We start from the raw sequence: 23,521 nt of genomic DNA, 5'->3' as shown, positions 1-23,521 counted from the left end.
TCCGGGCGAGACAGTGGACAACATGCTCACGTCCCGGGCGTTCGGCGGGCTCGCCAAACTCCTCGAGGCGCTGCGGGCGCACGACGCGAGGATCGTGGAGACCCTCGCGGAGCAGCAGGCCCCGAGCCGCTACAAGCCCGTCAGCAAGGACGAGCGCGGGAAGGGCACCGGCGGGAGCGGTGAGGGCTCCGGGGGCGTCAGCGCCCCGGCCAAGGGCCGCCGCCGCGCCGCACCGCCATCAGTTCTGCCCCTCCGGTCCAAGTGGGTCGGGCGAGTGCAGTGCGGCTTCGCACGTGGGCACGGCGGTATCGGATGGCGATGGTTGCTGTCAGTCATATGCCGATTCCGGTCAGTTGGATGCTGAATGCCTGGCATACCTGGGACCAGGGCGGCAGGACGTGCCGCCCGGTGCTCGACGCCGACTCGGCACCCCCTCCCGGGGCGGCCGACACATCAGAAACCGCTGTACGCCCCTCCGGGCCGCAAACGGCAGCCGCCCCGAACTGGGCCCGGGACGGCTGACAGGCGCTCAGAGAGCGCTACAGAGGCACTTGTAGGATCTCGCGTTCTGTTGCATATGCGTGAGGTGCTGACCTGGGGACATGCCTTCTGTCTCAGGGCTGTGTGTGCAAGATCAGTCTCACTGTGCTGGCAGATCCTCGCAGCCAGGTCGTGCGTCAATTGGCCGATCTCATCGCCGTCGGCAGATCTCGGGGAGCTGAGATGACACCCGCTCTTCAGCGCGACTTGGGCTGCGGGAGCGGACGCCCGAATGGCCTCCGCGCGCACTCGCCGTGCGCAGAATCAGGGGTTGAGCAACACCTTGATCGCGGTGATCACCGACTGCGCGGTACCGCGCGCCACAGGTCGGAGCCACAGACGCACGAGGCAACGACCTCAAGTCAGGCCGGCACCGGCGCGGGCTGGACCCGCTTCGCGTCCCAGGCCAGCCACACGCAGGCGGCCGCGAGCAGTACGCCGTGCGCGATCCGCAGCGCGGGCGGACCGAAGAACTGCGGCAGGAACAGCCCGAACCCGACCGCGAACAGGATCGCCGGCACCGTGCGCATCCGGGCCGCGACGAGGATCGCGGCCGCCGCCATGGTCAGCAACCCGAGCCCGAACATCGTCATCGCGAACGGGTTGTAGCGCATGTCCTCGGCCAGGTCGAGGACGTTCGACTGGTTGGCCATCGCATGCAGGCCGAAGTCCTCGGCGCCGTAGTACGGCAGCGTCAGGCCGGTGCCGATCCAGAACACGATCGCCGCCACGCGGTTGATCGACAGCAGTGCAATCGCAACCAGGATGAACCCGATCATCGCGCACAGGTGCGCGACGATCCACGCGGTGGAGCCCATCGCGGCGGCGGCACCCGAGGTGGTGGACTCGTCCTCCCACGGGCGGAGGGCGGGGTAGAGCAGGAACAGTACGCCTGCGACGGACAGCGGGATCCTCATGATTCGCTCCTCAGGCTGGCGAGATACATCTGGATGAGCTGGTCGTAGGTGTCGTCGAGGTCTTCCGGCAGGCCGAAGCCGCCCTCGGATTCGATGGACGCGAAGCCGTGCGCGAGCACCCGCAGGCGCCGGGTCGCGTGCACGGCCGCCGAGCCCTCGAGCCCGTAGCCGCGCAGCGTGGCATACATGACGCCGACGAGCTTCGCGCCGGCCGCCTCCTGGATCGGGTCGTGCAGCGGGTCCATCGGCAGCGCGGCGTACCGCTTCGGGTGCGCGGCGCCGTACGCACGGTAGGCGCGCATCAACCCAGTGACCGCCTCGTCGCCGCCGGTGCCCAGGACGGTCGTCGCGATCCGGTCGGTCATGTCCTCCAGCACCCGCGCTCCGACAAGCGTCTTCAGTTCGCCGAGGCTCGCCACGTGCTTGTAGAGCGACGGCGTGGCGACCCCGCAGCCGTGCGCCACGGCGGCGAGCGTGAGGCCGTCCGGCCCGTGCTCGTCCACGATGCCGAGCGCCACGTCGACCACGGCGGCCGGCGTCAGCGAGCTCTTAACAACCATAGCTCAGACGCTAACGTCATTAGCCAAGGGCGTCAATCGGCACCGGAGCCGGCGAGTGGATGATTCAGACCGTGGCGTAGCGGCCGCGACGGTGGACCAGGGCCTGGTCATTCGTCGTCGCCGACCGGCAAAAACCCGACACTCACTGCACTGACATCACAACGCCGAACCACCACCGACAAAAACCCGCACATCATCAACACGGCCGGAGAGGCCGAGGACGACCAGGAGCACAGGGGCGTCGCCGCGCTGCGCGCCGAGCGCTCCCTCAGCCCGGCAGCGCGAGGCGGGGCTCGGGACGCCTGTCGCGGCTAGATCAGTCCTTCGCCCAGTGCTGAGTCGACTTCGACGGCTCGCAGGACGCCAGGGCCGGCCAGCCGGAACTCTCGTCGAGACACGTGCTGCTGGACAGGTTCACGACGGTGCTGCTGGTGCCCGTGCGCCAGCTCTGGTCGGCCCCGGAGCCGCAGTCGACCATGAACAGCTGGCCGAAGTTGACACTCAGGCACTGGTCGGCGGACTCGTTGTACAGCTTGTAGGAACCGCCCGAACCGGCCTTTGCGGTCCAGTTGGTCGCCGGGCTGTCCGCGCAGGTGGCGAACGCGACGCTGCCGAAGCTCCTGGCCAGGCACTTGCCGTAGCCGACGTCCCTGAGCTGGAAGTGGCCACTGGACGGAGGCGGCTTCGGCGAGGTCGCGCCGGACGCCCCGCCGGAACCGCTGGAAGCGTTGCTGCCACCGGAGCCGCCCCCGTCACCCGACCCGCCAGTGGTCTTACCGCTGGTCGTCTTACCGCCGGTGGCATTGCCGCCGGACGCGTCCCCGGGCGCACTTCCGGACGAGCCGCCGGGGGCGCCGCCGGTGGATGAGCCGCCGGCTCCGCCACCGCTCGATGAGCTGCCGCCGTGAGCGGATCCGCCCCCGGCCGCAGGGGGCGTTGTGGAAGTTCCAGCCGAGGTGGTGTCGCCGGAGCGCCCGGCAGAGCCGTTCGTTGAGGCTGCGGGGGCCGGGCCCGGGCTTATGCCGGCGGCGTCGTTGGGGCCGCTGTGATCGCCGGGCAGCAGCCGGATGACGGCGTAGACAGCGAGGCCGACGACAGCGAGGACGGCAACCAGGACCCCGGCCGCGATCAGGGCAACTACGAGTCCCCAGCGCTTGGTACCACGGTCAGAGGGCGGCGGGCCGGGCAGCGCGACAACGGGCTCGTGGGGGTGGTTCGTATGCGAACCGCTGCTCAGCGCGCGGTTGTTCCCTGACCGGGACTGGTAGCTGGTCGTGCTCGTACGGCGCGAGGGCGGCACGCACCTGGTCCCGCTTTGCCAGGGCTGTTCTCTTCTCCGCGGCGCGGTTCTGGTTCTGGCTTCCCAGTGAGTCGATCTGCTGCTGCAGGGCGATCCGCTGCTCGCGTTCCCCGTCCCGGTCGTCGCGCAGCGTCTCCAGTTCCTCGGTGAGTGCGGCGATCTGTTCCAGGGCCGCGTTCGTCGCGTTGTTGAGCTTGCGGATCAGGAGGGTGTTCTGGAAGTCGGCGAGCATCCGATGGTGGACGTTGTGCGGCTTCGCCCGCGAGCAGTACAGCTCCAGCAGCTCGCCGTACTGGCGCAGGAACACCGCCGCGGCCCCGTCCTGCAGATTCGCGCGTTCCTGCGCCTCCTTGATCAGCACCTCGACGAACCGCAGGGGCGGGATATTGGGCGCCTCACGCTTCGCGTTCTGCCAGGTGGCGACCTTCCCTTTCCCGAAGCCGTACGTGTCCGCCAGCACGTTCGTCGACAGGCCGGTCATCTCGACGAGGTCGTGAACCACCTTCTTGAAGCTGCTGAGCGCCTCCCACAAATAGGCCGCTGCCCGACGCAGGATCTCCCGCTCCAGCTGCCATTCCTTCTCCGCCTTGGCCAGCCGCGCGTTCTCCGCCCGCAGCCGGACCAACTCGGCCTCGGTGTCCTGCGACGCGCCCGCGGCGACTGGACGACCGTCGGCATCACGCACCCAGGTCCGCAGCGTCTCGGGGTTGACATTCAGATCAGCCGCAACGTCCTTGAACGTCCGCCTGCCGGCCGAAGCCCGCCACAACGCGATCGCGTCGGACCGGAACTCCGCACTGTACTTCGAGGGCCATGCCACGTAGATCTACACCTTCCAGGACCAACAAGATCCATTGTCAGGTGTGTCCACACCACAGGGGTCACCTCAAACGCCCGTCACCCCGAAGTGCTCGCCGCCCAGCGCAAGGAGCGCGCTCGCATCCGCAGCGAGAAGGGCCTCCGCTGGGGCGGACGACCGGCGAAAGTCGCGTGACCCTCCAAAGGACACCGGCGACACTGACGCCATGGATCGTGACGCGCTTCAGGCCAGCTGGAACCGCACCCAACGAGCTGGGGCTCGCCTTCGACTGCCTGGCCGATCTTGGTGACGATCTCGAGCTGCTGCTTCCCTTCTGGCAGCACCTGGACGGGGCGGCTCGTGAGATGCGGCTCTACAGCGATGCGCTGCACAAGCCCCATCTCACAGCCGCCGACCTCGGCAGACGGCTAATACTGAGCCCCGGCCCAGCTCCTGGACCGGGCGGAATTCACAATTCCGTGCCAAACTCTCCGATTTGGCAACTGCCGATGTCAGATTCACGACACGGCGGACCGTGATCGCTAACGTTGCCCGCCGGGCCATCCGAGGCCCTGGAATCGGGGAAGCACACATGTTGAAGCGTACGATCCGTGTAGTCGCCGCGGCGGCGGTCACTGCCACAGCTGTGTTCATGGGAGCGGGCTCCGCCAGCGCCAGGGACAACCCCACCGGCACCGTCTGCTACCAGGCTCACCTCAAGAGGGTCGGCTGGCAGGACTGGAGATGCGACGGGGAATGGGCCGGTAGCACCGGGCAAGCCATCAGCATCGACTCAATCAGGTTCCACATCCCCGCCAGCACGATCGAGTTCTGTGCCAGAGCACACCGTTCCAACTACGGCTGGGATGCCTATTACTCCTGCACCTCTCCCAGCAACCGGACCATCCAGGTCGGCGACGTCAACACGGACGCTCCGATCGAGGCGGTCAGGGTCTACCTGGACCACACGACAGGGATGGTGGACGGCGCCGCCCACGTCAGCAACATCGGCTGGATCGACGGTGGGTACGGCGGCGGGTTCGGGATCATCGAGCTGGGGACCACCGGCCGTGGGCTTCCGATGGAAGCCCTTTGGCTGAAATGACCGCTGATCGCCACTGATCGGTGGCGATACGGCACAACCTGCTGGTCGCAGTCCCCGCAGGACTGCGACCAGCATTTCTCACGACAGGACCTGACGCTGTGACCGCAGAGAACTTCGTCATCCGGACGGCCACCACCCGACCGGTCAAGCTCGGCCAGTCCTTCACCCGCTGGTCACTGCGCAAAATTGGTCGCGTACCTGCGGAAAGTCCACGGTCAGATCATCCGCATTGACCGCGAGGCATTACGCTGCCTCCTCGCCCGCCGCGGCACCGCCTTCCAGCGCACCAAGGCGTGGGAGGAATCTCCGGACCCCGAGCGCGAAGCCAAGCTCGACCGCATCGAGCACGTCCTGGACCGCTTCCCGGACCGGGTCTTCGCCTTCGACGAGTTCGGCCCGCTCGGCATCCGCCCCACCGCAGGCGCGGGCTGGGCCGAACAACGGCGCCCCGACCGGTTGCCCGCCAGGTGGCGCCGTCAACCACCGCCCCGCCGGGCGGGGCCTGACCTCGCTCGTACGGATGGCGTGCACGGCGCCGGCGAACCCGGCCGGGCGATGGCCGTGTCAGAGGCAGCATGGAGATCGGCGCCCAGCACATCGATGAGTCCGGCCTTGTAGTTCTCGACGTCACCGCCGCCGACGAGGCAACCGCCCACGCCGTAATGGCCGAAAACGGCTCATTCATCCACGGGCCTGAAGCCGTTCAGCGTGTCCGGGCGACCGACCGGTCAGCGGTGTCCGCCGGGGTGCGGGGGCGGGGCGCCACGAGCCCCAGGTCCAAGCGCTTGTTCATGTCCGGGCGGAAGGTGCCGTACGGGTTGACGTTGGACCAGAACAGCACGGTCGGGCCGTGCCGGTCCTCGTCCCTTGAGCTTCTTCGCCCGCTTCGGCTCGGCCAGGACCTGCTGGAGGTGTCCGGGCCGGTCAGGGCGCCGCCCTTGCTGAAGTGCAGCACGGTGTTCGCGCTGTTGGGCTTGGTCCGGCTCAGGAAGTTGGTCACTGTGTTCGTTCCGTGGCTGTGGCAGTTCGGGCGGAACAGGTAGCTCGCGCTGCCCGGGTCTCGAGCAGCTCGGCGGCTGCTGCCGGCACCGTTTCGTGGACGACCGGGCCGTCTTCCCGCCTGGAGGTACGGAAATCCCTCTGCGGCCGAAGGGGTTGGCACCATTGGTCTTCGACGGCGGTGCCCTCCCCGTCGGGCGGGGCCGTCGGGAAGGGCCGTCGGGAAGGGCTGTCGGGAAGGGCCGTCGAACCGCGTCCTCGTCGTCGGCTTCCACCGGCTGGCCTTCGTCGTCGTACTCGAGCTTGCGCAGCGCGGAGATCCGTACGTTCTTCGGCAGCAGCAGCTTGGCTTCCTTGTGGCCCTTCTCGGTGAGCACCCACAGCTGGTGTCCCGACTCCAGTCGCGTCTCCACCCGGGTCAGGCCCGAGCTCTTCAACGCGTTCAGGGTGTCCCTGGTGATCCGGTCGTGCCGGTCGGTGGGGCGCAGCATCCGCCAGAGCTGATCAGCGGTAGCCCTCTGGAAGATCCCGAGAGCCTTCAGCACTTCCTTCTTTCGGGTGTGGGTTGGCTTCCATGTCTGCTTCGAAGACTTAGAAGGGTTGTCGAACGTGCCCGGGGCCCTGTTCTGCCGGGGCTGACCTGCGGATACGCGCCGGGCGGGCGAAGTGGCCGTGGAGGGGGCGATGGGGGGCCCGTGGAGTGGGCCTCCGGGGCCTGGTCGACGTCCTCGGAAGGCCAGCGGTCACGGGCGGCCTGGTGCTCGTGGGTGGGGTCCGGCGTGAGGTCGGCGGGCACGGTGTCCTCGGTTTCTCCGGCCTGCGGGCCAGGTCGGTGAGCGTCCGGCCCGTACGCGGATGTGCGCACGAGCCGGGGCCACCGTGAGGGAGCACCCCTTGACCGCGGTCTGACCGTCACCGACGAACGGTGTCCGATTCCTCCTTGACCACCCCCCTGTCGTACGGATTTGTCCGTGACGGAGGACACCTCCCCCGGACAGCGCAGTGCTTCGTGACCCTGTGCCTGGCAGCGGGTTGGAGGGGTGTGGAGAAGACCCTGCAGGAAGCCATCGCGGTGTGCACTCGGCTGGAACGGGCCCAGGACGCCTACGGCCTGACGGCTGACAACAAGGAGGTGGGGCTGGAGGAGCTGAGCGCCGCGGACGACGCCTACCGGGCCTTCCTCGACGAGTTGCGCGGAGAAGTCGACATGGACTTGGCGTGGGCCGCGGCCAGGGAGGTGACCACAGGAAGGAAGCACCCGTACATCCAGCGGGACGAGGAGGGAAACCCCGTCGCGCTCGTCCCGCCGCGAAAGATGACGGATGAACAGGTCGCGCAGGCGCGAGAGCTCCTCGCCAACCCCAAGCAGACGATCGCCAGCGTCGCGAAGGCTGTCGGTGTCGCCCGCGTCGTTCTCTACGCCGAGGTGCCCGAGGTCAACGGCCGGTACGCCCGACTGCGAGCCTCTGCACAGCAAAACAGCGCGACCGCGCCGTAGCCTGCGGTCCTCACCGGGTGGGGCGCGTGCTGGAGGGCGAGGAGCCAAGCCGCCAGTCCGAGGGCTTCTGCCCGCGGAACGTCTCGCCGGCCTCGATTCGCGCCTTGTTCCGGGCGAACTCCCGCTCCGCCGCCGACAACTTCCGAGGGGCGCAGCCTGGGTGCCCCCAGCCCACGGCCACCTTCGTGATGACCTCGCCCTTGCCGTACTCCTTCAAGCAGGCCGGGCAGGTGCCGCCGTACGCGGCCCGGGTCGATCCACGCGGCACCGCCTTCGCGGCCGGCTTCCCGCCGCCCGCCTTCTTCTTCGCCGCCTGCGCCCGCTTGATCGCCTCGCGCTGCGCCTTGCCGGGCCGCTTCTTCGGCTGCTGCCCGCGTGCCGCCTTCGCGGCCTTCTGTGCCGGGGTCTGTCCCACGCACGGATCGTAGAACCCGGCGTCCGGCACTCGACACACACCACGCGCACCGGCCGGCCGTGGCGGGCGGCGCGTGGGTGCGCAGCGGCGCGCGCACCGCGCGATGAGTTGTCCACGGTGTACCACGCTCCCCCACCGGGTGGCGTCCACCGAGTGGGCTCCACTCTCCACTCGGTGGCGTCCATTCAGTGGGCTCCACTCTCCACCCAACGCCTCCCCCGAATGGCTTCCACCCAGTGGCGTCCACTCCCACTCAGTGGTGTGCGCTTCGCGTGCGGGAGTGGACGCCACTCAGCGACTCCACACCGGTCCTACGCGCAGTGACGGTGCGGGAGGGAGAGATCTCCCTCCCCACTGGGCGCGCCGCGGACCGGTACTCGGCATCGCCGGGAGCGATAGCGAGTGAGGTCAAGGGGAAACGTCGAAAACCCGTGGCTGGTCAAGGGTTGCACTTCCCCGCAAGGGTGGCCCGTGCGCCCGGTAGACGACCTGGTCAAGGGGTGCGCATCGGTGCATGGCAGCCGGTGGCCGTCACGGTCCGTGTGCACATCGGGTAGGTGGGCCGGGAGTGGAGACCACCGTCGCAGGCATCGTGGTGCGCATCGTGCTGGGTGACAGCCTTCTACGATCCGGTACATGCTGGAACGAATCACTGCACGCCGTACGGAACTAGACAATCTCGAAGCCGTTTTGGTCAAGCAGCTGACCACAGTGCGGGCCGAGCGCGACGACCTCGCAGTCGCCGAACGGGTCTTCGAACGACTGGCGGAGCCAATCGCTCAGGAACGCGTCACCTGCGAGCCGGGATCCGTTCAGGCCAGCGGACGGCCAGGAGTGCTGATTCCGTATCACAAACCGGGCATGGACGAGGGCTCTCTCCCCCGGACTACCAGCGCATCATCGCTGCCGTGCGACAGGCCCCCGGACCGGTCATGACCCGTGAGGTTGGTGAGGCACTGGGGGTGGAGGTCGGGGTGAAGGCCAAGCGGGAACTGCTACGGGGCAGGCTGGTCAGGCTCGCCGATCGCGGCTGGCTGCACAAACTGCCCGACGCCCGGTTCACCACCCATTAGTGACCCGTGCCCGTGTGGCAACGAGTAGGTGGTTCGCACCGACTGGAACCTCCACCCCACCTGGTGCGCACTGAGTGGCCTCCACTCTCCACCAGGTCCGCACCGCCGGTGGGCTCCACTCCCCACCCGATGCGCTGTGGAGCCACCGTGGCCACTCACCTCCGGCGGCTCCGGGAGACGACCGCGCCGACGCCCACGGACCAGATGTCCGTGGGCGTCAGCGCGTGCGAGCGGTCAGCTCTCCAGCATGTCCTGGAGGTCGCGCAGCGTCAGCTCGTTCGTGCCGCGTTCGGCCGCGCCGCTCTGCGTCCAGACGACGAGCGCCGGGTGCGCCTGCTCGTAGGGGGTGCCGGCGGGCGTGGTCCCTCCGTCGTTGCGGGCGATCTGGGTGAGGTAGGCGGCCAGGGCGTGCGGGCCGCCGCCGTTGTAGCCGATGTTGTAACCGACGGCGTGCTTCTGCGGCAGGATCGACAGCAGGCCCTTGTCGGTCCGGGCCCAGAACAGGCCGCGGCCGGTGATCAAGCTGCTGAAGATGTCGTCGGGGCGCAGTGCGAGCGGGGCGTACGTCGTGTAGCTCCACTGGTCCGTTCCGCTGGTGCCCGCGTGCTTGAAGTGCTCGGCAACGACGGGCAGCCCGAACTCGGGGTCGTAGAAGGTCTGGCGGCAGGTACAGCCCGATCCGGCGATGGCCGACGGGCTGTCCTTGTCCTCTGCGACGCACGGGGGGAACAAGGACGGGATCTCCGTCGGCACCACGAGCGTGCAGTGCATCGCGTTCGGCTCGCAGGGCTCCAGCCTGCTGCGCCACTCCTGGAAGTGAGGTGTCACGGTCTGGGACGCCTCGATCTCCAGCACGGCGTTCAGCGACGACGAGGCGTAGCCGCGGCGGGCCTCGGTGTAGAGGACGAAGTGCAGGTAGCCCTTCTCTGGATCGGTCAGGTTCAGGTCGACTGGCTCGAACGTCAACGTGGCGCTCCAATGCGGGCGGTGCTGGGCGGCGGGGTCAGGAGGCTCGGTGTTCGGGGCGCAGGGTCAGGCCGCGGTTGAGGAACTGGTCGGTGTCGTCCGGTCCGAGTCCGAGGGCGCGGGAGACGGCGGTGCCTTCGTCGTCGCGGACGAAGGCGAGGAGGATCTTGCGGGTGGCGGGGTCGGCCATGGTCCGGCGGGCGGCTTCGACGGTGTGGTCGACGCAGCCGGTGGTGCCGTCTTCGACGATGTCCCGGCGTGTGGTGTCGTCCCAGACGTTGAGCTGGAGGTTGGCGCCCTCGGTGGAGCAGTCCTCCTTGGAGTCCGCGCCCAGGACGCACCGCCCGAGCATCGCGGCGTGGGCGTGGCGCTGGAGGTAGACGGCCGTGGCCAGGAGCCGGTCGACTTCCTTCTCCGTGTTCTCGCGGGCCTTCTCGGGGCTGACGAACGGGTTCTTCGGGTCGTGGGGCTGGACCCGGATCTTCAGCGCGGACAGGCTGCGGGCGAGGTCGTCGGCGACGCTGAGCAGGCCCACCAGGTTCACGTCGCCGCGCTGGCGGGGCGGGGGCAGTTCGTCGGGGTAGCTCTCCAGCGGTTCCAGGGGTTCGTGCAGGTCGGTCAAGGTTCCTCCCGTGCCGGTGCCAACGCCCCCGATTCTCAGTCCGGTCCGCCGGGCCTCGCGGGTGAAGTCGCCAATCGGCCATCCGCTGGCCGATTGGCGTCCCCGTCAGCGGTCCCGGCCCGCTCCCCTGCCCTGATCGGGCTGCGTGGTGTGGTGCTGCTGCTGGCGGGCGGGGTCGGCCGCGTCCTTGGCCGGCTGCTTCGGCTGCGGTCCGTCCGCGACGATGCGGCTGCGGGCTTCGGCGGCCTGGGTGAAGGCGGCCAGCCGGGCGAGGTTCTTCGGTGTGTGCAGCCACGTCGCGGGATCGGTCGTACGGCCCTCCAGGTACTCCTCGGGCATCGCGGCCTGCTGATGGGCCTGGATGGCGGCGGCCTGCTGCGCCGGAGTGAGGGCGGCGTCCCGGTCCGGGTGGTCGACCGTGTGCGGTGCCGCCTGGTCGTGGTTCTGGTCGTGAGCGCGCGCGGCGGCCGATGCCGTTGCGGCGGGCGCTTCGTCCCGCGCGGAGGAAAGGATCCGGGCGTCGCGGATCGCGTTCTGCAGGGCGAGGCTGGCGACCCGGGCGCGCTCGTGCCGGCTCGACTCCCGCGGCGGCTTGCCGCCGGTGTGCCGGGGCCCGGCGGCCCTTCTGCGGCACGGTGAGCTGCCGGGAGTGCCGGGACAGGGCCGCGTCGGCGATGTAGTCGTCCAGGCCGCGTGTGAACGCACGGCCGCGCAGGGTCTCCAGCAGGTGCCGGCGGGCTTCGGCCAGGACGTGGCGGCGGGCGAAGGAGTTGCGGACGGTGAAGACGATGGCGGCGACGTCGACGGCGGCGAGCGCGGTGTCCACCCTCGGGCCGACCCGGGCCCGGATCGCCTTCCCGGCCGCACGGCACCGCTCCAGCAGCCCGTCGACCATCGCCTTGCCGAAGTTGAGGATCGCGGACGTACGCCACCACGCGCGCAGCTGCTCCAAGGGCTTGGGGGTCTTCTTCTCCCTACGGGTGTCCTGCGCCGCCCACCAGCCCAGGCCATTGCGGCCGCGCTCGCCGGGCAGCTGCTTGTGCTTCTTGACGTACTCGTCGGTGATGCGCTCCAGCACCGGCGCCATCTGCTCGCGGCGGGTGGAGGACCAGTCGATGAGCTCCTGGTCGACGCCAGCTATCTCCATGACGGGGCGCAGGCCCGGCGTCACCTCCCGGGGCACGGTCGCTGTAGGCTCCGCGCCTTCGGGCGCACTGGGTCCTGCGGAAACGCCGGAATCCGGGCTTCATACGCAACGCTGACGTTGGGCAGTGGTGCGCAATCTTGGTCTGGTTGGCGACATCGAAGGCTACCCAGCGTGAGGGCACTGCCCACCGAACCAGCGGTGCGGTGGGCTCGCGTCCCTCGCCTCAACGGTGAACTGGACGTCCTGCGCAAGTATGAGACTGGCGAGATCACGAACACCTCGTCGAGATCCGCTGGCTCGCGACCGGCCCCCAGTATGCCGCTCTTGCCCCGAGCGGCGAGTGGATCACCTGCCTGGCCACAGTTCGCTGCGGTTGTGTCGACTCTCGACCTGCTGGTCACTCCACTCTCCTCGTGATCGAACTCAAAGGGACGACCTCGCTCGTGGATCCGGCGTGCTCAGGCGTGAGGTCTCCGGCCGAGTTCAGTCCGGGCAGATCCCGTGCGGCAGCCACCGGGGAAGGCCCCGGCGTTCGTCCTCGGTGAGGTCGCGGCCGAGGATGTCGCACAGTTGGTTCTTCCAGAGCTCGGGGTCGAGGCGGAGGAGGTCCACGTGGTGGTCGTTGTCGACCCGTAGCAGGGTCTTGCCGTCCTCGGAGGACGCGAGGAATTCTTGCTCCTCCGCGAAGTTGTAGGTATCTCCGTCGCCGGGATCGGCCGCGTTCTCGAAGCGCACGAAGCTCCCGTTGGCCAGAAACAGCTCCGAGCCATCCTGCAGGAAAGCTGACCGGTACCGGCCGTATGACTGGAGGGGCCCAAAGGGACCGAGCACCCTCTCCATGTGTCGCCCGGGCCATACTGACCACACCTCCATCATGTTGCCCGTGGTCTGCACGGCTGCGTACCGTCCGCTACCGTTGAGTACGGCTTGGTTGACCTGCGGACCGAAGGCGAGCCGAAGCGCCTTGTCTTCCTTGCCCGTTCGCAGGTTCACGGCATGAACGACCGGGCTTCCCTTGATCATGATCTGTGTGTATCCAGGCTTCGGATAGGGGCCCACGGTGAGCTGCGGCGGGTTCTTCTCGGTGAGTCCCAGGTCGCGTACGTCGATCGTCTTCGACAGACGCTGGCCGCTATGGGCGTTCCAGTGCTCGATCCGGCTGCCGGAGACCGTCAGCAGCTCGTCGTCGTCAACGAAGTAGAGTTCCATCTCGTCCGTTGCTTTCCCGGCCTTGTCGGCCGGGGGCTTGGCGGTCGTGATGTCCGTGACCTGCCGCAGGGACGGGACCACCCAGACCCGGATCTTGTTCCGGCCGATGAGGTCGGCCGCGAGCGTCTCGGCCTGGTTGACCTTCACTTCCGGGGGTTCCCGGTAGCCGTCCATCGACTTGTCCCTCGAGGGCCGATTTACCTTCTTGAGGGTCTTCTCCTTTCCATGTACGTCCATGCCGACAAGACGCAGTTGGTCGCCAGTCTCGCCACTACGGAGCAGCATCTTGCTCCCGTTGCCGAGCAGCACGGGAGGACTGTCGGCATTGGTGGTGCCCACGTACAAGGGCCGCGCGGTCACGGCGGTCTCGTCCCAGGTGACCAGGACCCAATCCCCCGGTTCCCCGAGAAGGGGCAGGTCGACGTTGACGCCGACGCCGTCGTAACCGGGGCCTTCCGCTTCTTCCACTCCCTTGCCCGGCCGCGTGTCGACGAGTGACCAGCTCCTCCCAGTCCTGCGCACCGCGAAGTGGTCTCCCGTCCTGTCCATGGAGATCCCTGGGCTGCAGTTCTTTTGGGTCGAGTCGGGCTCATAGGCATCGGGATCATAGGTGGTGAGCACTCGTCCGTCCGCCACGCGTACAGCCCGGTACTCGATGTCCCGCTTACCTTGTCCCTGACAGAGGGCCAGCACGCTGCCGTCGCCCGACATCACGAGATGCGGCGTCACCTCGGGTGTCACGCTTACTCCGCCCACCAGCTCCCGCGTCTTCCCAGTAACGATGTCGACGGCCATCACCGAGGTCTCCGAGACCGCCTTGGTGCCGTACCGCGTCTGGGCCACGAGTGTGTTCTCGTCCGGGCCGAACCATGCCTTCTCCAGTGCGGGCACGCGCGAGGGCAGCCCTCGGCCTTTTCCCGTCGCTAGATCCCAGATCCGGGTCCGCCCGTTGACCACCCTGACCACTTCACCGGCGTCCGGGGAGAAGTCCGCGAGGCCGAAGGCCTGACCGAACGACGTCTGCGACGAGTCCTTGAAGTCGCTGCTGCGGATCGTGTTCGCCGGGCCCAGCACGTCCTTGGCGTCGCGATGCACGTCGTGCCAGACGAGGGTGCCGCCCTGCTGCGCCGACAAGTAGGCGATCCTCCGCCCGTCTTTGCTCACCAGGGGGTAGAGGACCTGCCGTGCGAGACGCAGATATTCGCGATGGATCCTTCCCCCTGCCCCGCGGACGAACAACACCGCGCCGCTCTGCCCGCTCACCGCCCCTCCGACCTCGGTCGTCACAAGGGTCACCGTTCCGTCTGCGCTCGTCGCCAGGTCCTGCACCGGTGACTCGGTGCCGCTCAGTACCCAGGAGTTGCCCTTGAGCTGGTCGTATCTGCGCAGCAGTACGTTGCGGGCCTCCCGGGTCGGAGCTACGTCATGAGCTGCGATCGCGACCAGGGCGGCCAGCCCCGGATCCCGCTTCGTCAGCTCGTCCGAGAGAACGGCCAGCGAACGCGACCGCCCTTCCGCCTCCCGCTGGGCGCTGACCTGCGACTGGTAGACGAGGAAGGTGCCGAGCCCGGCAATCAGCGCAAGCACCAGCGCGACCGCGGTCCACGCGGCACGTGCTCGGTTCCGCCGCGCACGGTGATGCCGCTGCGCGATGACTAGGAATTCCTGTTCCTCCGGGGCGAGCTCCGCTTCACGGTCGTGCAACCGATTGCGCAGGGACAGGAGTTGCAGTGAGCCGGGCAGCAGGTCCGGGGACCTGTTCGCCTTCTGCCAACGGTCGAGGTCGTGCCCGAGTTCAGCCCTGCCGACCAGGAACTCTCCGTCGGCCTTCACCTGCTGCGCCAGGGTCGGCCAGGCGCTGATCAGCGCCTCGTGGGCGAGTTCGGCACTCTGCGGTTCCTCTTCATCCCCATGCAGGACGAGCAGGCGTCGCGAGGCAAGCGACTTCGCGATCCGCCATCGCGTCTCACCGGCTTCTTCCCGGGTGAGCATGCGGCGCAGTGGAGCCTCGCTGCCCGGCAGCACCCGGACCAGGCCGGTGAGCAGCCGCAGTGCCTCCTTCTTTTCTTCGTCCTCGTCCCCGTCCTTGCGCTCGTGCTGCTTCTCGACGCACTCCCTCCACGCGTGCTCGGCATGGAGTTTCAGGGCCCCGGACACGCCATCGTTTTCTTCGTAGGTCGCGGTCCGCAACCGTCCAGCGGCCTGGTGCTCCCACAGTTGGGCTAGGACGAATCCCAGCAGGGGCAGGACTCCCGGTTCGCCGCCCGCGTCGTCGACGATGCGCCGCTCGAGGCCCGGCTCGTACTCCACGGCCGAGATACGCTTGATCGGCTCACTGATCACTTCTGCGAGCTGGTCCCGAGACATCGGCGTGAGTGGGACCGTCACACCTTTCTTCAGCGCGGAGCCGAGGCGTGCGTGGTTCAGTGCCGCGTCCATGAAATCGGCCCGCAGCGTGACCAGCACCCGTAACACGTTCTGCTGCCGCTCGGGGAACAGTAGACCAGCGACTTCCTCGGCCACGGCCTCGGAGCTGTCCAAGAGTGCTTCGGCCTGGTCGAGTACGACGAGGAGCCGGCAAGCCGACGAACCAAGGGCACGGTGGACGGTGTCCGCCAGCCCTAATTCGGCGAGCCACGACTCCACCTGGTTGGCGCTCTGCGCGCGCGGGGGCCCATGCTGCCTCGACCTCACGATCTCGAACAGTTCGGTGGCGAGTGCGGCCCGCAGGGAGGAGAAATGTGCGGCGTTCACCTGCAGAATCAGGTAGCCGTCCTGCCGCATCCTCGGCACCACACCGGCCAGCGCGAGCGACGACTTGCCGCAGCCCGACGGCCCGTAAACCGTGACGGTGGGCTGATCGCCCCGCAGCGCGGTGACCACTCGCTCGATGTCGTCGTCCCGGCCGAAGAAGACTTCCGCGTCGTCTTCCTGAAAGGTGGACAGACCGCGGAAGGGCGTGGCCGGGCTCACGAACGGAGTGAGTTCGGGCACTTCCTTCAGCAGGGTTCTCATCCGCAGTACGAATGCCTGCTGGGCCTCACGCACCGGCTGCGCCGCCACCATCATCCCGACGGCGGCACCCAGTTCGTTGTCCCAAACAGGGCTGCCGCTGAAGCCTCCCTTGACGTACACGGCCTCGCCATTGGCCCGCGAGAGCTGGATCCAGCCCTGGCGGGTGGGTCCACGGAACCTGCCGCTTTGCCAGATTCCATCCGGGTTGTCGTCGGTGAAGCCCACGGCGCGCGCATCGTGGTCCCATACGCCGCGCTGCGGGTCAGCCATGGGAAGCGGACTGGCTCCGGGAATCCGGTGCCGCAATCGCAGCACGGCGATGTCCCCGGTCTGATCGGGTCTGATCGGTATCCAGCGCTGGACCTCGGCACCGTGGTCGCCCCCGTCGACGCCTTCGGCGTTCCCGGCAAGTGGCACGTCGACCGTGACCTCGGTGCCGGCCTCAACCGTGTCCTCCCGGGGCCGGTCCAACGCGTCCGACACCACATGGGCACAGGTCAGCACCAGATCCGGAGCAATGAGGAAGCCCGCGCCGCCGATCGCACCGTCTGGCCCCTTGACCCGGACGACCGCCGAGACCAGTGCCGGCTCCGCCTCATCGGCGTCCCGCTCCTGAACCCTCGTCACTGTGACCTCCGCGCAATCGCGCCCTCTTTGTGCCCCGATCGAGTCAACTGCCCGTCGCGGTATCTCCGTTGGAGTCTCTCGCATCACTCCTGTTCCAGGTGAGGCTCACGGAGAAATTGGCCGCCGTCGCCGTGCTGGCAATCACCACGTCCGCCTCGGCCGACAGTGACACCCCGAACTCCAGTGTGATCTCGTCCGGCGCGTTCGCAAGCCCCCTGAACCGCCCCACAAAGCTCTCCGCCACGGGGCGCACGGTGTCCAGCATCTGCCCGAGTGACCGTTCGGCCCGCGCAATGGAGCGGCCTCCTCGGCCCACGCGGACGAGCGTCTCGTCCACCTCCCGGATCTGGACACGCACGGACTCATTGCTGCCGTCACCCAGAGGAACTTCCACTGTGTGGACGGGGCGGTCGCTCATGGCTCTCCTCCATTTACTTGGGAGTTGGAGATCGTAGCGGCACCCGTCTCCGGCCGCACCGCCTTGCCGGGGACAGTAGTTACTGTCCGCATCCAGTGCGCATCAATCGCGGAATGTTCATGTGCGTTGACCCCGTATCTGCCCGTACGCTGCCGTCGGTATGGACGCCAAGGTCTGGCCTGCGCGCATGATGTGGCGGCCTGGAGGATCGGACAGCTCATGACGGAAGTGATGGCATTCCTGAGCCCTCAGGAGGGCGTCGGCGGCGTGTGGCGGCTGTGGGTCGATACCGCTCTGCTCGGAAGGGCTGGCAGCGTGCAGCACGATTTCCCTGCCGGGCCGACGGCTCCCTCGGTGGCCGCTCGCACCCGGGCGCTCGCCACGCTCGGCTTCGCCCCGGCAGACCCGGCCCCGGGCCTCGTGTGGCGTTGGACGGAAATCCCGTCCTTCCGTGGTGAGGGCGCCACAGTTGTCGGTGAGGCGCTGGTGCGCCCGATTGCGGAGACCAAGGGGGCACCGGCCGTTCCGGTGTCGGGGCGGCGCAGAACAACGACCGTGGTGCGTGACGCGCCGCGTGGCAAGCGTGGACCGGTCGCCCCGGAGGATCTGGCCGAATTGCTCGGGCCGGAGGCGGCGCATTGGCCCGCGCTCGGTCTGGCCGTGCACCACGGTGGAGTGATCGATCACGACGGCAGCCAGTTCCGTGTGCTCGACGGCCACGAGCTCGTCGGATTCACCATGGCGCAGGGTGAGGGCAGGCAGTACCGCGCTGTGGTCCATACCGACCGCGAGGGCCTTCCGTACGGCGAGCCGCTCCCTGCGCTGCCCGACGATCCGCTGCGGGCGCGGCATGAGGCGCTCCAGAGCTTCCTCCGGCCGACCGATCCCGATTACCCGCAGGGGCCTTACGTTCCACGGGTCGCTCAAGGTGCGGTGAGTGAGGGGCCGGAGGCCGTATGAGTGTGGAGGAGGGAAGCGTCGGGCCGTCACCGAGAACGATGAGCCTGATGCGGCCCCGCCCGACTGCTACCAGCGCTGAGGCGGCCGGGGGCGTTGCTGCAGTTCGGCCAGCTCGGCTACGGCGAGGAGGCGGTCGGTGGTCTCCTGGCCGACTGTTTCGATGAGCCGTTCGGTGCTTGAGGCGATCAAGAGCCAGGAGCGCCGTGGCAGCAGGCTCAGGCGGGCGATGGCGTCCGCGAGGGCCCCAGCCTCCAACGCCATCATCGCCTGAGCATCCGCAGGGTCGGTTTCCAGTGGCCGTGTCGCCTCACGCGCCAGGTCGACGGAGAGCGTCAGGTCGTCGATGACCGTGACCGCGGTGGTGTTCTCGATGATGCCGGGCTCGTAGGTGCTTTTGAGGTCGAGGGCTTGATGGACGGTGATGTCCGCCTCGCGGTATCCGGCGGCCGTCAGGCGGCGCAGCGCGGCGTAGGCGGTGTGGGATTTGCCGGACCAGTGCGGTCCCAGGAGCAGGAGGCGGGCGGTGTCACCGGCCAGGATGGTGGAGCACCACTGGGCGATGGCCGGGTGGTCGGTCTCGGCTTCGCGGAAGAGGGCCGGTATGACGGACATGGGGACAGCGTAGTCGGACAGCTCTTTTGGCCATGGGCGTTGTGGGCCTCTTGGCCTCTGGGGTCAGGCGGCGGCGAGAGGGGGCGTGGACAGAAAAGTGACCTCACTGCGGCTGACCTGCGCTCGTCGACCGGGCGGGAAGGTACGCCTCTTGGGGGGCCTTGGTGAGCAGGTCGCGCAGCGTCCGGGGGCGCTGGGACGATCGGTGTCACCGCGCCGGAGTGGTTCTCGCTCCGCGCTGCGCATGCTCCCTCCAGACGATTCCGAGGTGCCTCCATGTCTTGTTCCTGTCCCCCGCCGTCCGGGCCGCCCCCCATCACCGAGAGAGAGTGTGGGCGGGTCGGCGCGGGTGAGGCGTTGGTCGTGGTCTCGGTCGTGGCCGCCGTGACAGTGCTCAGCGTTCTCCAGCGGCCTGTGCCCGCCGTCCTGTTCGCGCTCGCCGCGGCGGCTGGGGCGCTGCTGGTGCCCGGTCGGCTCGACTGCCTGCTCGGCTCATGCACCGGGGGCAGCCGGTGAGCCGCCCGGTCCGTCTGGGCACGTGGGCCGAGCTGGACGCGTTGCGCGCGTGGATGCGCGAGGCCAAGGGGGAGTTGACCTTCCCCCGCCTCGCCTTCTGGGCCGGGCAGTTCGGCCGGCCGGTGGCCGAGCAGACGCTGCGCCGGGCGCTGCACGGCGGTCTGCCCACCAAGCGAACTGTCAGCGCCTACGCCTGGGGCAGCAGAAAGGCGACCGACAATCAGGCCCGCCGGGCTCTGGAGGAGACCGGCCTGAGGCTTCGCAAGACGGCGCAGCAGGCTGCTCCGGTTCCGGCCAAGACTTGGCCCGCGCCTGTCTACGTCCCGGGGCGGGTCAGCACCTGGCTAGGTCTGACGAAGGCCCTCAACCGCCTTCACTTGGAGGCCGAAAAGCCCGCGGTACGGGCGCTGGCGGCTACTGCCGGAGCGGCCGGGCGACTGTCGAAGAGCGCGATCAGCAACATCCTCATGGGGCAGCGCCCAAAGGCCGAGCAGCTCGCCGCGCTCGCTGCGGCCTGGGGCGCCAGTCGGGCGACCGCCGATGCCCTGCTCGCCGCGCATCGGCGGATCGTTGCCGAGCCTCGCCCGCCCGCGGTCTACCCGTGCGCAGTCGCCGAGGAATATGAGAAACGCTGTGAGCAGGATGAGAAGAGGCGCCGGTTCAGAGGCATCCTCGAGGAGGTAGAGCTCGACCCATACGACGAACAGTTGCGTGACGAGGAAGAGGCGGAGCACCGGCGGATGGTGGCGTGGGTGGACGGCCTCAGTGCGGACGAGCTCGTGGCCCTGCAGCGTCAGCCCGTGGCCGGGGCGGGGCGGGACCTGCGCGCCGAGCTGACCGCCTACGTGGCTCGGGCTCGCCCGGGGGAATGACGAAGGTGAGGTCGGTGGGTCGCCGGGGGGGGGCGGTGGAGGCCGCGCCTACAGGAGATGGACCGCATCACGAGGATGCCCTTCGTCGGAGGGGTGGTGTCCTTCGGCAACCGGGCGTACCAGTCGGTGTTCCCGCCGACGGGTCCCAGTGGCGGAGCCATTGTCGGCATGCGGAGGGGTTGACGGGCAGCCCGCGGGCTCTGCTGGATGCCTGTGAGCAGGTATGCCGTCACTGTTCTGCTGTGGTGCGTGTGGAGCCGGGCGAGGAGGCTCTGTGGCGAGCTGCGGCCGAGGTCGTGGCTGCTGACGGGCGGGTGCGCAGGCTGGAGGAGCATGAGGCGGGCCCGCGGTCCTGGGAGGGTTAGGGAGGCGGCCCGGCACCGTGATGCGGGCGTGCGCGGCAGGCTGGAGCCGTGGGCGGGTGATCCTTCGGTCGGTGCGGGCGCGCGGCAGATGCTGCAGGCATGGTCGGCGGTACTGGAGCGGTCGGAGACAGTGCTGGCCCGGTGGCGGGCTGCGGCGCCTGCGGCGCGCTCCGCGACGTCGGTCAGTGGGGCTTGCGATGCGGTGGCCGCCGACGGGGAGGTGCAGCGGGAGGGCCTGCAGTTGGCCGCCGCGGTGCTCAAGTCCCGGTGGGCGGTGCCATTCGAGGCGTGGGCGGCCATCCGGCGGGCGTGGAGCGGTGTCCGGGACCAGGGCGGCGAGGCGGGCGCGGCGCGTGCGGCGGCCATGCGGGCAGTGGAAGCCGCCTGGGGCGGGGCGCGCGTGAGTGATGTGACGGCGCTGCCGGAGCCGGCCCTTGTGGCGGGTGCGCGGTTCTCCTCTCCCGCGCAATGGGCGGATGCCGAGTTCCAGCACCGTTGGCAGCAGTACGTGTTGGACTGCTGCGACAAACTGGAGGAAGCGCTGCAAGGGGCCCCGGGCAAGGGCGGCGACGGTCAGCAGCTGATGCTGGTGACCGGATGGCCGCTGACCCGGCAGCAGGATGCGGAACTTGCCTATCTGGCCCAGTACGAGCAGTACGGCCCCACCGTCCCGTTCGGTAGCCGCCGCGCCGGCTACAGCATCGAGCCCGACCATGCTGTCGTGCTCGCCGTTCCCGGCTTCGCCGCCCGGCACGCCGCTGACCACACCCGCGACGACCAGCAGCGGATCGCCCTGGGACCAGACCTTCCCGCCGGCACCGCCGGGCCCGACGAGCGGGACGTGCTGGCGCTGCTGCGCGGCGCCTACCCCTATCTGCCGGCGGACGCCGCAGACGACGGTGCGGGCGCCAGGCCCACGGCCATGGTGACGACGGCCCGGGCAGTACGGCGAGATCAGCGCAATCAGCGGGTCGGCTACAGCGGGCACGACGACTCGCTGGAGGTGTACAACGACCTGGTCGTCGGCAAGTACAGCTGGGTCCCCGACGACGATCACCCCGGCCCCGCGGCGGCGGTACTGGAGAAGCAGCCCATCCACTGGCTCAAGGACTGGGTGCTGTGCCTGGACGTGGAGCGCGGGTCCCGCCCCGAGACCTTCCTGCACCGGTTGTACGGCACGGTGACGTCCTACCAGCCCGACACCGGTCGGGTGATGTTCGTCCCCACGGGCGGTCACCCGGCCATCGCCGTGCCCGTCCACCGGATCGTCGCGCTCACCGGCGACCGGCGTCGGCGCAGCGAGGGGCAGGTGCCCGCTCACGAGCCGTACGACGGCTAGGCCCGCGTATCCGCAAGGGCCGGATTCACTCGAGCGAGCCCGGTCCGCGAGGAGTTGTCGTGGGCAGCCGCGAGCTCCACGGCCACGCCGTTGCGACGCCGCGGCCTGAGTCGAGGCGGGCTAGCTTCGTTGCACACACCCGAGGTAGCACCCTCCGTGCTTTCTCCAGTATCTGCTCTACGCGCCCCAGCGACTGCGCATCAGCCGGCCTGCATGCCTTCAGCACTGGTTGCCGATGCGCGGAGCGCGGTCATGGCTGCTTGGCTGTGCTCTGTCGCGCCAGCACGGCGGGAACGGTGCAGCCCTGGTTCGGCGCCTCCGGCGTGCTTGGTGGTGTCGGCATGCTCGGAGGGCGGGGATGTGCGCAGCTGGCCGAAGGTTCGGCCCACCGTCACCGACAAGGCGAACTCAGTCTGTGTGTCGGCGTAGCGGCGCTGCACTGTCTGCAGACGGCGCTCGGCAACGGCCAGGTCGTGGTCGGTGGCGGCTGCCTCGCCGAAGCCTGACCCCTTGTCCAGGAGGGTGCGGATCGCGTCGCGGTCGCGGCGGCACGCATCGACTTGCGCGACGAGCTCGTCCAGATCTCGTCTGAGGAGATCCAGGGGGGCGATGTGGTTGCGCATCGTGTACGCGCGGTGGCTGGTGGGCGGGATGTCGCTGAGTTGCGGGAGCAGTTCGGTCAGGGCGTGCTGAGTGAGCTCGAGGTGGCTCTGGCGCAGGCGCTCCAGGTGAGTCTCCCCGGTCTGCACGACTGGTTCCAGGTCAGCGGTGGCCTGCTGTTCGTCGTGGCCGTTCCACGGGCGTTTTGCCGAGTCGTGCTGATCACGGCGGTCCTGGGCGATGCTCCAGATGCCGTCCATAAGAGTGCGGTATGCCTTGTCGAGGCTGACCAGGGAGGCGGCCAGAGAGTGCAGGTGTCCGCGCGCGGCGTGGGTGCGTACGTGCTCGTCATGAAATTTGCTGACGGCGGTGAGGTTTTGCTCGGCCTGGGTGCGGGCGTCGCCCCGCTGCCCCGGGGCGGCGTCGCCGTCGTCGGCATGAGCCAGGGCGAGGTCGTTGATGCGGGCGGACAGTGCGGCCATGTCCCAGCTGGCCTGTTCCGTGGCACGGCCGGAGTGACTGCGCCACAGGGCGGCGGCCGCGTGATGGGGTAGGGCGGCCGGTACGGCGAGAGGGGCGAGTGCGGTGCGCAGTGCCGTCTGGGCTTCGGTCTCGGGAGGGCCACTGGGTCGCCGGGGCTCGGAGCTACGCAGGTCGTCGACCTCTTGGGTGTAGTCGGTACGGGCCTGATCGGTCCAGGCGGCGATGCGTGGCCACAGCGGCAGGATGCGGTCGAGGTAGGCGTGGGCGGCGGCCTGCATGGCGGGCGCGTTGGGCTGGTCCCTGGCGGCGGCCAGGGGCACGGCGGTGTCGGGGTGGCGGGCGGCGATACGTTCCAGCAGCCGGTGGCGGGGGGGTGTCCAGGTCGGTGCCGGGCTTGTATTGCGGGGTGACCGTCATCGTGTCCAGCTCGTGCAGGAGCAGCCAGGCGGCGTGAAGTCGGGCGAGCTTGTCGCCGACGGCGGGTGCATGAGCCAGGTCCACCGCTTCCATGACAGCGCTGGCCTGGTCGCGCAGCGACTCCTTGCCCTGCGTGTAGGGCGGGTT

At 69.0% G+C, this 23,521-nt stretch carries 21 protein-coding genes and 5 pseudogenes; 12 read left to right on the top strand and 14 right to left on the bottom strand.

The window, feature by feature from the left end; all coding sequences use genetic code 11:
• Window positions 1-238: pseudogene (locus GA0115254_RS43135) on the top strand (helicase); the annotation flags it as partial.
• 664 nt (window positions 239-902) lie between these two features.
• Here the strand turns inward: GA0115254_RS43135 and GA0115254_RS14100 are convergent.
• The 4 genes from GA0115254_RS14100 to GA0115254_RS46035 all read right to left on the bottom strand — a co-directional run bounded on the left by GA0115254_RS14100 (window position 903) and on the right by GA0115254_RS46035 (window position 4,137).
• A complete protein-coding gene (locus GA0115254_RS14100; protein ID WP_093895615.1) occupies window positions 903-1,457 on the bottom strand; it encodes a hypothetical protein in 555 nt (184 codons plus the stop codon).
• Entirely contained in the window at window positions 1,454-2,017 is a 564-nt protein-coding gene (locus GA0115254_RS14095; protein ID WP_176740117.1) for a TetR/AcrR family transcriptional regulator, read from the bottom strand. Before GA0115254_RS14095 ends, GA0115254_RS14100 begins: the two co-directional genes overlap by 4 nt.
• A 316-nt stretch (window positions 2,018-2,333) precedes the next feature.
• Window positions 2,334-2,645 (bottom strand): ricin-type beta-trefoil lectin domain protein, encoded by a 312-nt coding sequence (locus GA0115254_RS46040; protein ID WP_256102571.1) that lies wholly within the window; start codon window positions 2,643-2,645, stop codon window positions 2,334-2,336.
• Between the two features lie 538 nt (window positions 2,646-3,183).
• Window positions 3,184-4,137 carry a transposase gene (locus GA0115254_RS46035; protein WP_093895613.1) on the bottom strand — a complete coding sequence of 318 codons (954 nt, stop codon included), beginning with the start codon at window positions 4,135-4,137 and terminating at the stop codon, window positions 3,184-3,186.
• A gap of 69 nt (window positions 4,138-4,206) precedes the next feature.
• Here GA0115254_RS46035 and GA0115254_RS46030 point away from each other — a divergent pair.
• The 4 genes and pseudogenes from GA0115254_RS46030 to GA0115254_RS46025 all read left to right on the top strand — a co-directional run.
• A pseudogene (locus GA0115254_RS46030) lies at window positions 4,207-4,311 on the top strand (IS630 family transposase); the annotation flags it as partial.
• Window positions 4,312-4,708: 397 nt separating this feature from the next.
• Window positions 4,709-5,221 (top strand): hypothetical protein, encoded by a 513-nt coding sequence (locus GA0115254_RS14075; protein WP_093895612.1) that lies wholly within the window; start codon window positions 4,709-4,711, stop codon window positions 5,219-5,221.
• Window positions 5,222-5,328: 107 nt separating this feature from the next.
• A pseudogene (locus tag GA0115254_RS14070) lies at window positions 5,329-5,698 on the top strand (IS630 family transposase); the annotation flags it as partial.
• A 98-nt stretch (window positions 5,699-5,796) separates the two neighbouring features.
• Window positions 5,797-5,892 (top strand): annotated as a pseudogene (locus tag GA0115254_RS46025) (DUF6207 family protein); the annotation flags it as partial.
• 32 nt (window positions 5,893-5,924) lie between these two features.
• On the opposite strand, the gene GA0115254_RS44455 reads toward GA0115254_RS46025, so the two are convergent.
• Window positions 5,925-6,221: a hypothetical protein gene (locus GA0115254_RS44455; protein ID WP_176740116.1), complete on the bottom strand. Its 297-nt coding sequence runs from the start codon at window positions 6,219-6,221 to the stop codon at window positions 5,925-5,927.
• 1,041 nt (window positions 6,222-7,262) lie between these two features.
• On the opposite strand from GA0115254_RS44455, the gene GA0115254_RS14060 reads away from it, so the two are divergent.
• Window positions 7,263-7,718, top strand: coding sequence for a helix-turn-helix domain-containing protein (locus GA0115254_RS14060; RefSeq protein WP_093895611.1), 456 nt, complete (start codon window positions 7,263-7,265; stop codon window positions 7,716-7,718).
• A gap of 10 nt (window positions 7,719-7,728) precedes the next feature.
• Here GA0115254_RS14060 and GA0115254_RS14055 read toward each other — a convergent pair whose 3' ends face one another.
• The gene (locus GA0115254_RS14055; RefSeq protein WP_176740115.1) at window positions 7,729-8,133 is read right to left on the bottom strand and encodes a hypothetical protein; all 405 of its coding nucleotides are present in this window, start codon (window positions 8,131-8,133) and stop codon (window positions 7,729-7,731) included.
• Between the two features lie 636 nt (window positions 8,134-8,769).
• Here GA0115254_RS14055 and GA0115254_RS14050 point away from each other — a divergent pair.
• Together GA0115254_RS14050 and GA0115254_RS46020 are read left to right on the top strand one after the other, a co-directional pair.
• Entirely contained in the window at window positions 8,770-9,069 is a 300-nt protein-coding gene (locus GA0115254_RS14050; RefSeq protein WP_256102570.1) for a hypothetical protein, read from the top strand.
• Window positions 9,066-9,206, top strand: coding sequence for a hypothetical protein (locus tag GA0115254_RS46020; protein WP_256102569.1), 141 nt, complete (start codon window positions 9,066-9,068; stop codon window positions 9,204-9,206). Before GA0115254_RS14050 ends, GA0115254_RS46020 begins: the two co-directional genes overlap by 4 nt.
• A gap of 234 nt (window positions 9,207-9,440) precedes the next feature.
• Here the strand turns inward: GA0115254_RS46020 and GA0115254_RS14045 are convergent, their stop codons facing one another.
• The 6 genes and pseudogenes from GA0115254_RS14045 to GA0115254_RS14025 all read right to left on the bottom strand — a co-directional run bounded on the left by GA0115254_RS14045 (window position 9,441) and on the right by GA0115254_RS14025 (window position 17,210).
• Window positions 9,441-10,172 (bottom strand): hypothetical protein, encoded by a 732-nt coding sequence (locus GA0115254_RS14045; protein ID WP_256102568.1) that lies wholly within the window; start codon window positions 10,170-10,172, stop codon window positions 9,441-9,443.
• A 37-nt stretch (window positions 10,173-10,209) separates the two neighbouring features.
• Window positions 10,210-10,794, bottom strand: a complete 585-nt coding sequence (locus tag GA0115254_RS14040; RefSeq protein ID WP_093895610.1) for a hypothetical protein — start codon at window positions 10,792-10,794, stop codon at window positions 10,210-10,212.
• 105 nt (window positions 10,795-10,899) lie between these two features.
• Window positions 10,900-11,499, bottom strand: a complete 600-nt coding sequence (locus GA0115254_RS46015) for a hypothetical protein (RefSeq protein WP_256102567.1) — start codon at window positions 11,497-11,499, stop codon at window positions 10,900-10,902.
• A gap of 271 nt (window positions 11,500-11,770) precedes the next feature.
• A pseudogene (locus tag GA0115254_RS46010) lies at window positions 11,771-11,941 on the bottom strand (conjugal transfer protein TraA); the annotation flags it as partial.
• 483 nt (window positions 11,942-12,424) lie between these two features.
• A complete protein-coding gene (locus GA0115254_RS14030; RefSeq protein ID WP_218105541.1) occupies window positions 12,425-16,792 on the bottom strand; it encodes a serine protease in 4,368 nt (1,455 codons plus the stop codon).
• A 43-nt stretch (window positions 16,793-16,835) separates the two neighbouring features.
• The gene (locus tag GA0115254_RS14025; RefSeq protein WP_093895608.1) at window positions 16,836-17,210 is read right to left on the bottom strand and encodes a CU044_2847 family protein; all 375 of its coding nucleotides are present in this window, start codon (window positions 17,208-17,210) and stop codon (window positions 16,836-16,838) included.
• Window positions 17,211-17,429: 219 nt separating this feature from the next.
• Between GA0115254_RS14025 and GA0115254_RS14020 the strand changes: the two genes are divergently transcribed.
• The gene (locus GA0115254_RS14020; protein ID WP_093895607.1) at window positions 17,430-18,170 is read left to right on the top strand and encodes a DUF6303 family protein; all 741 of its coding nucleotides are present in this window, start codon (window positions 17,430-17,432) and stop codon (window positions 18,168-18,170) included.
• Between the two features lie 66 nt (window positions 18,171-18,236).
• Here GA0115254_RS14020 and GA0115254_RS14015 read toward each other — a convergent pair whose 3' ends face one another.
• Complete coding sequence (locus GA0115254_RS14015) at window positions 18,237-18,782, bottom strand: hypothetical protein (RefSeq protein ID WP_093895606.1); 546 nt, start codon at window positions 18,780-18,782, stop codon at window positions 18,237-18,239.
• A gap of 363 nt (window positions 18,783-19,145) precedes the next feature.
• Here GA0115254_RS14015 and GA0115254_RS44450 point away from each other — a divergent pair, with 363 nt between their 5' ends.
• From GA0115254_RS44450 to GA0115254_RS14005, 3 genes are all read left to right on the top strand, one after another.
• On the top strand, window positions 19,146-19,298 hold the full coding sequence (locus tag GA0115254_RS44450) for a hypothetical protein (protein WP_218105540.1): 153 nt from the start codon (window positions 19,146-19,148) through the stop codon (window positions 19,296-19,298).
• On the top strand, window positions 19,295-20,170 hold the full coding sequence (locus GA0115254_RS14010) for a hypothetical protein (RefSeq protein ID WP_141720821.1): 876 nt from the start codon (window positions 19,295-19,297) through the stop codon (window positions 20,168-20,170). Before GA0115254_RS44450 ends, GA0115254_RS14010 begins: the two co-directional genes overlap by 4 nt.
• A 393-nt stretch (window positions 20,171-20,563) precedes the next feature.
• The gene (locus tag GA0115254_RS14005; protein WP_093895604.1) at window positions 20,564-21,874 is read left to right on the top strand and encodes a hypothetical protein; all 1,311 of its coding nucleotides are present in this window, start codon (window positions 20,564-20,566) and stop codon (window positions 21,872-21,874) included.
• A gap of 200 nt (window positions 21,875-22,074) precedes the next feature.
• Here GA0115254_RS14005 and GA0115254_RS14000 read toward each other — a convergent pair whose 3' ends face one another.
• Window positions 22,075-23,277 carry a hypothetical protein gene (locus GA0115254_RS14000; protein ID WP_141720820.1) on the bottom strand — a complete coding sequence of 401 codons (1,203 nt, stop codon included), beginning with the start codon at window positions 23,275-23,277 and terminating at the stop codon, window positions 22,075-22,077.
• Window positions 23,278-23,521: the final 244 nt, after the last annotated feature.

Source organism: Streptomyces sp. Ncost-T10-10d (genome assembly GCF_900091955.1).
Lineage (GTDB): Bacteria > Actinomycetota > Actinomycetes > Streptomycetales > Streptomycetaceae > Streptomyces.
The sequence above is the reverse complement of the archived record's forward strand: the minus strand, read 5'-3'. Positions and strand labels throughout refer to the sequence as shown.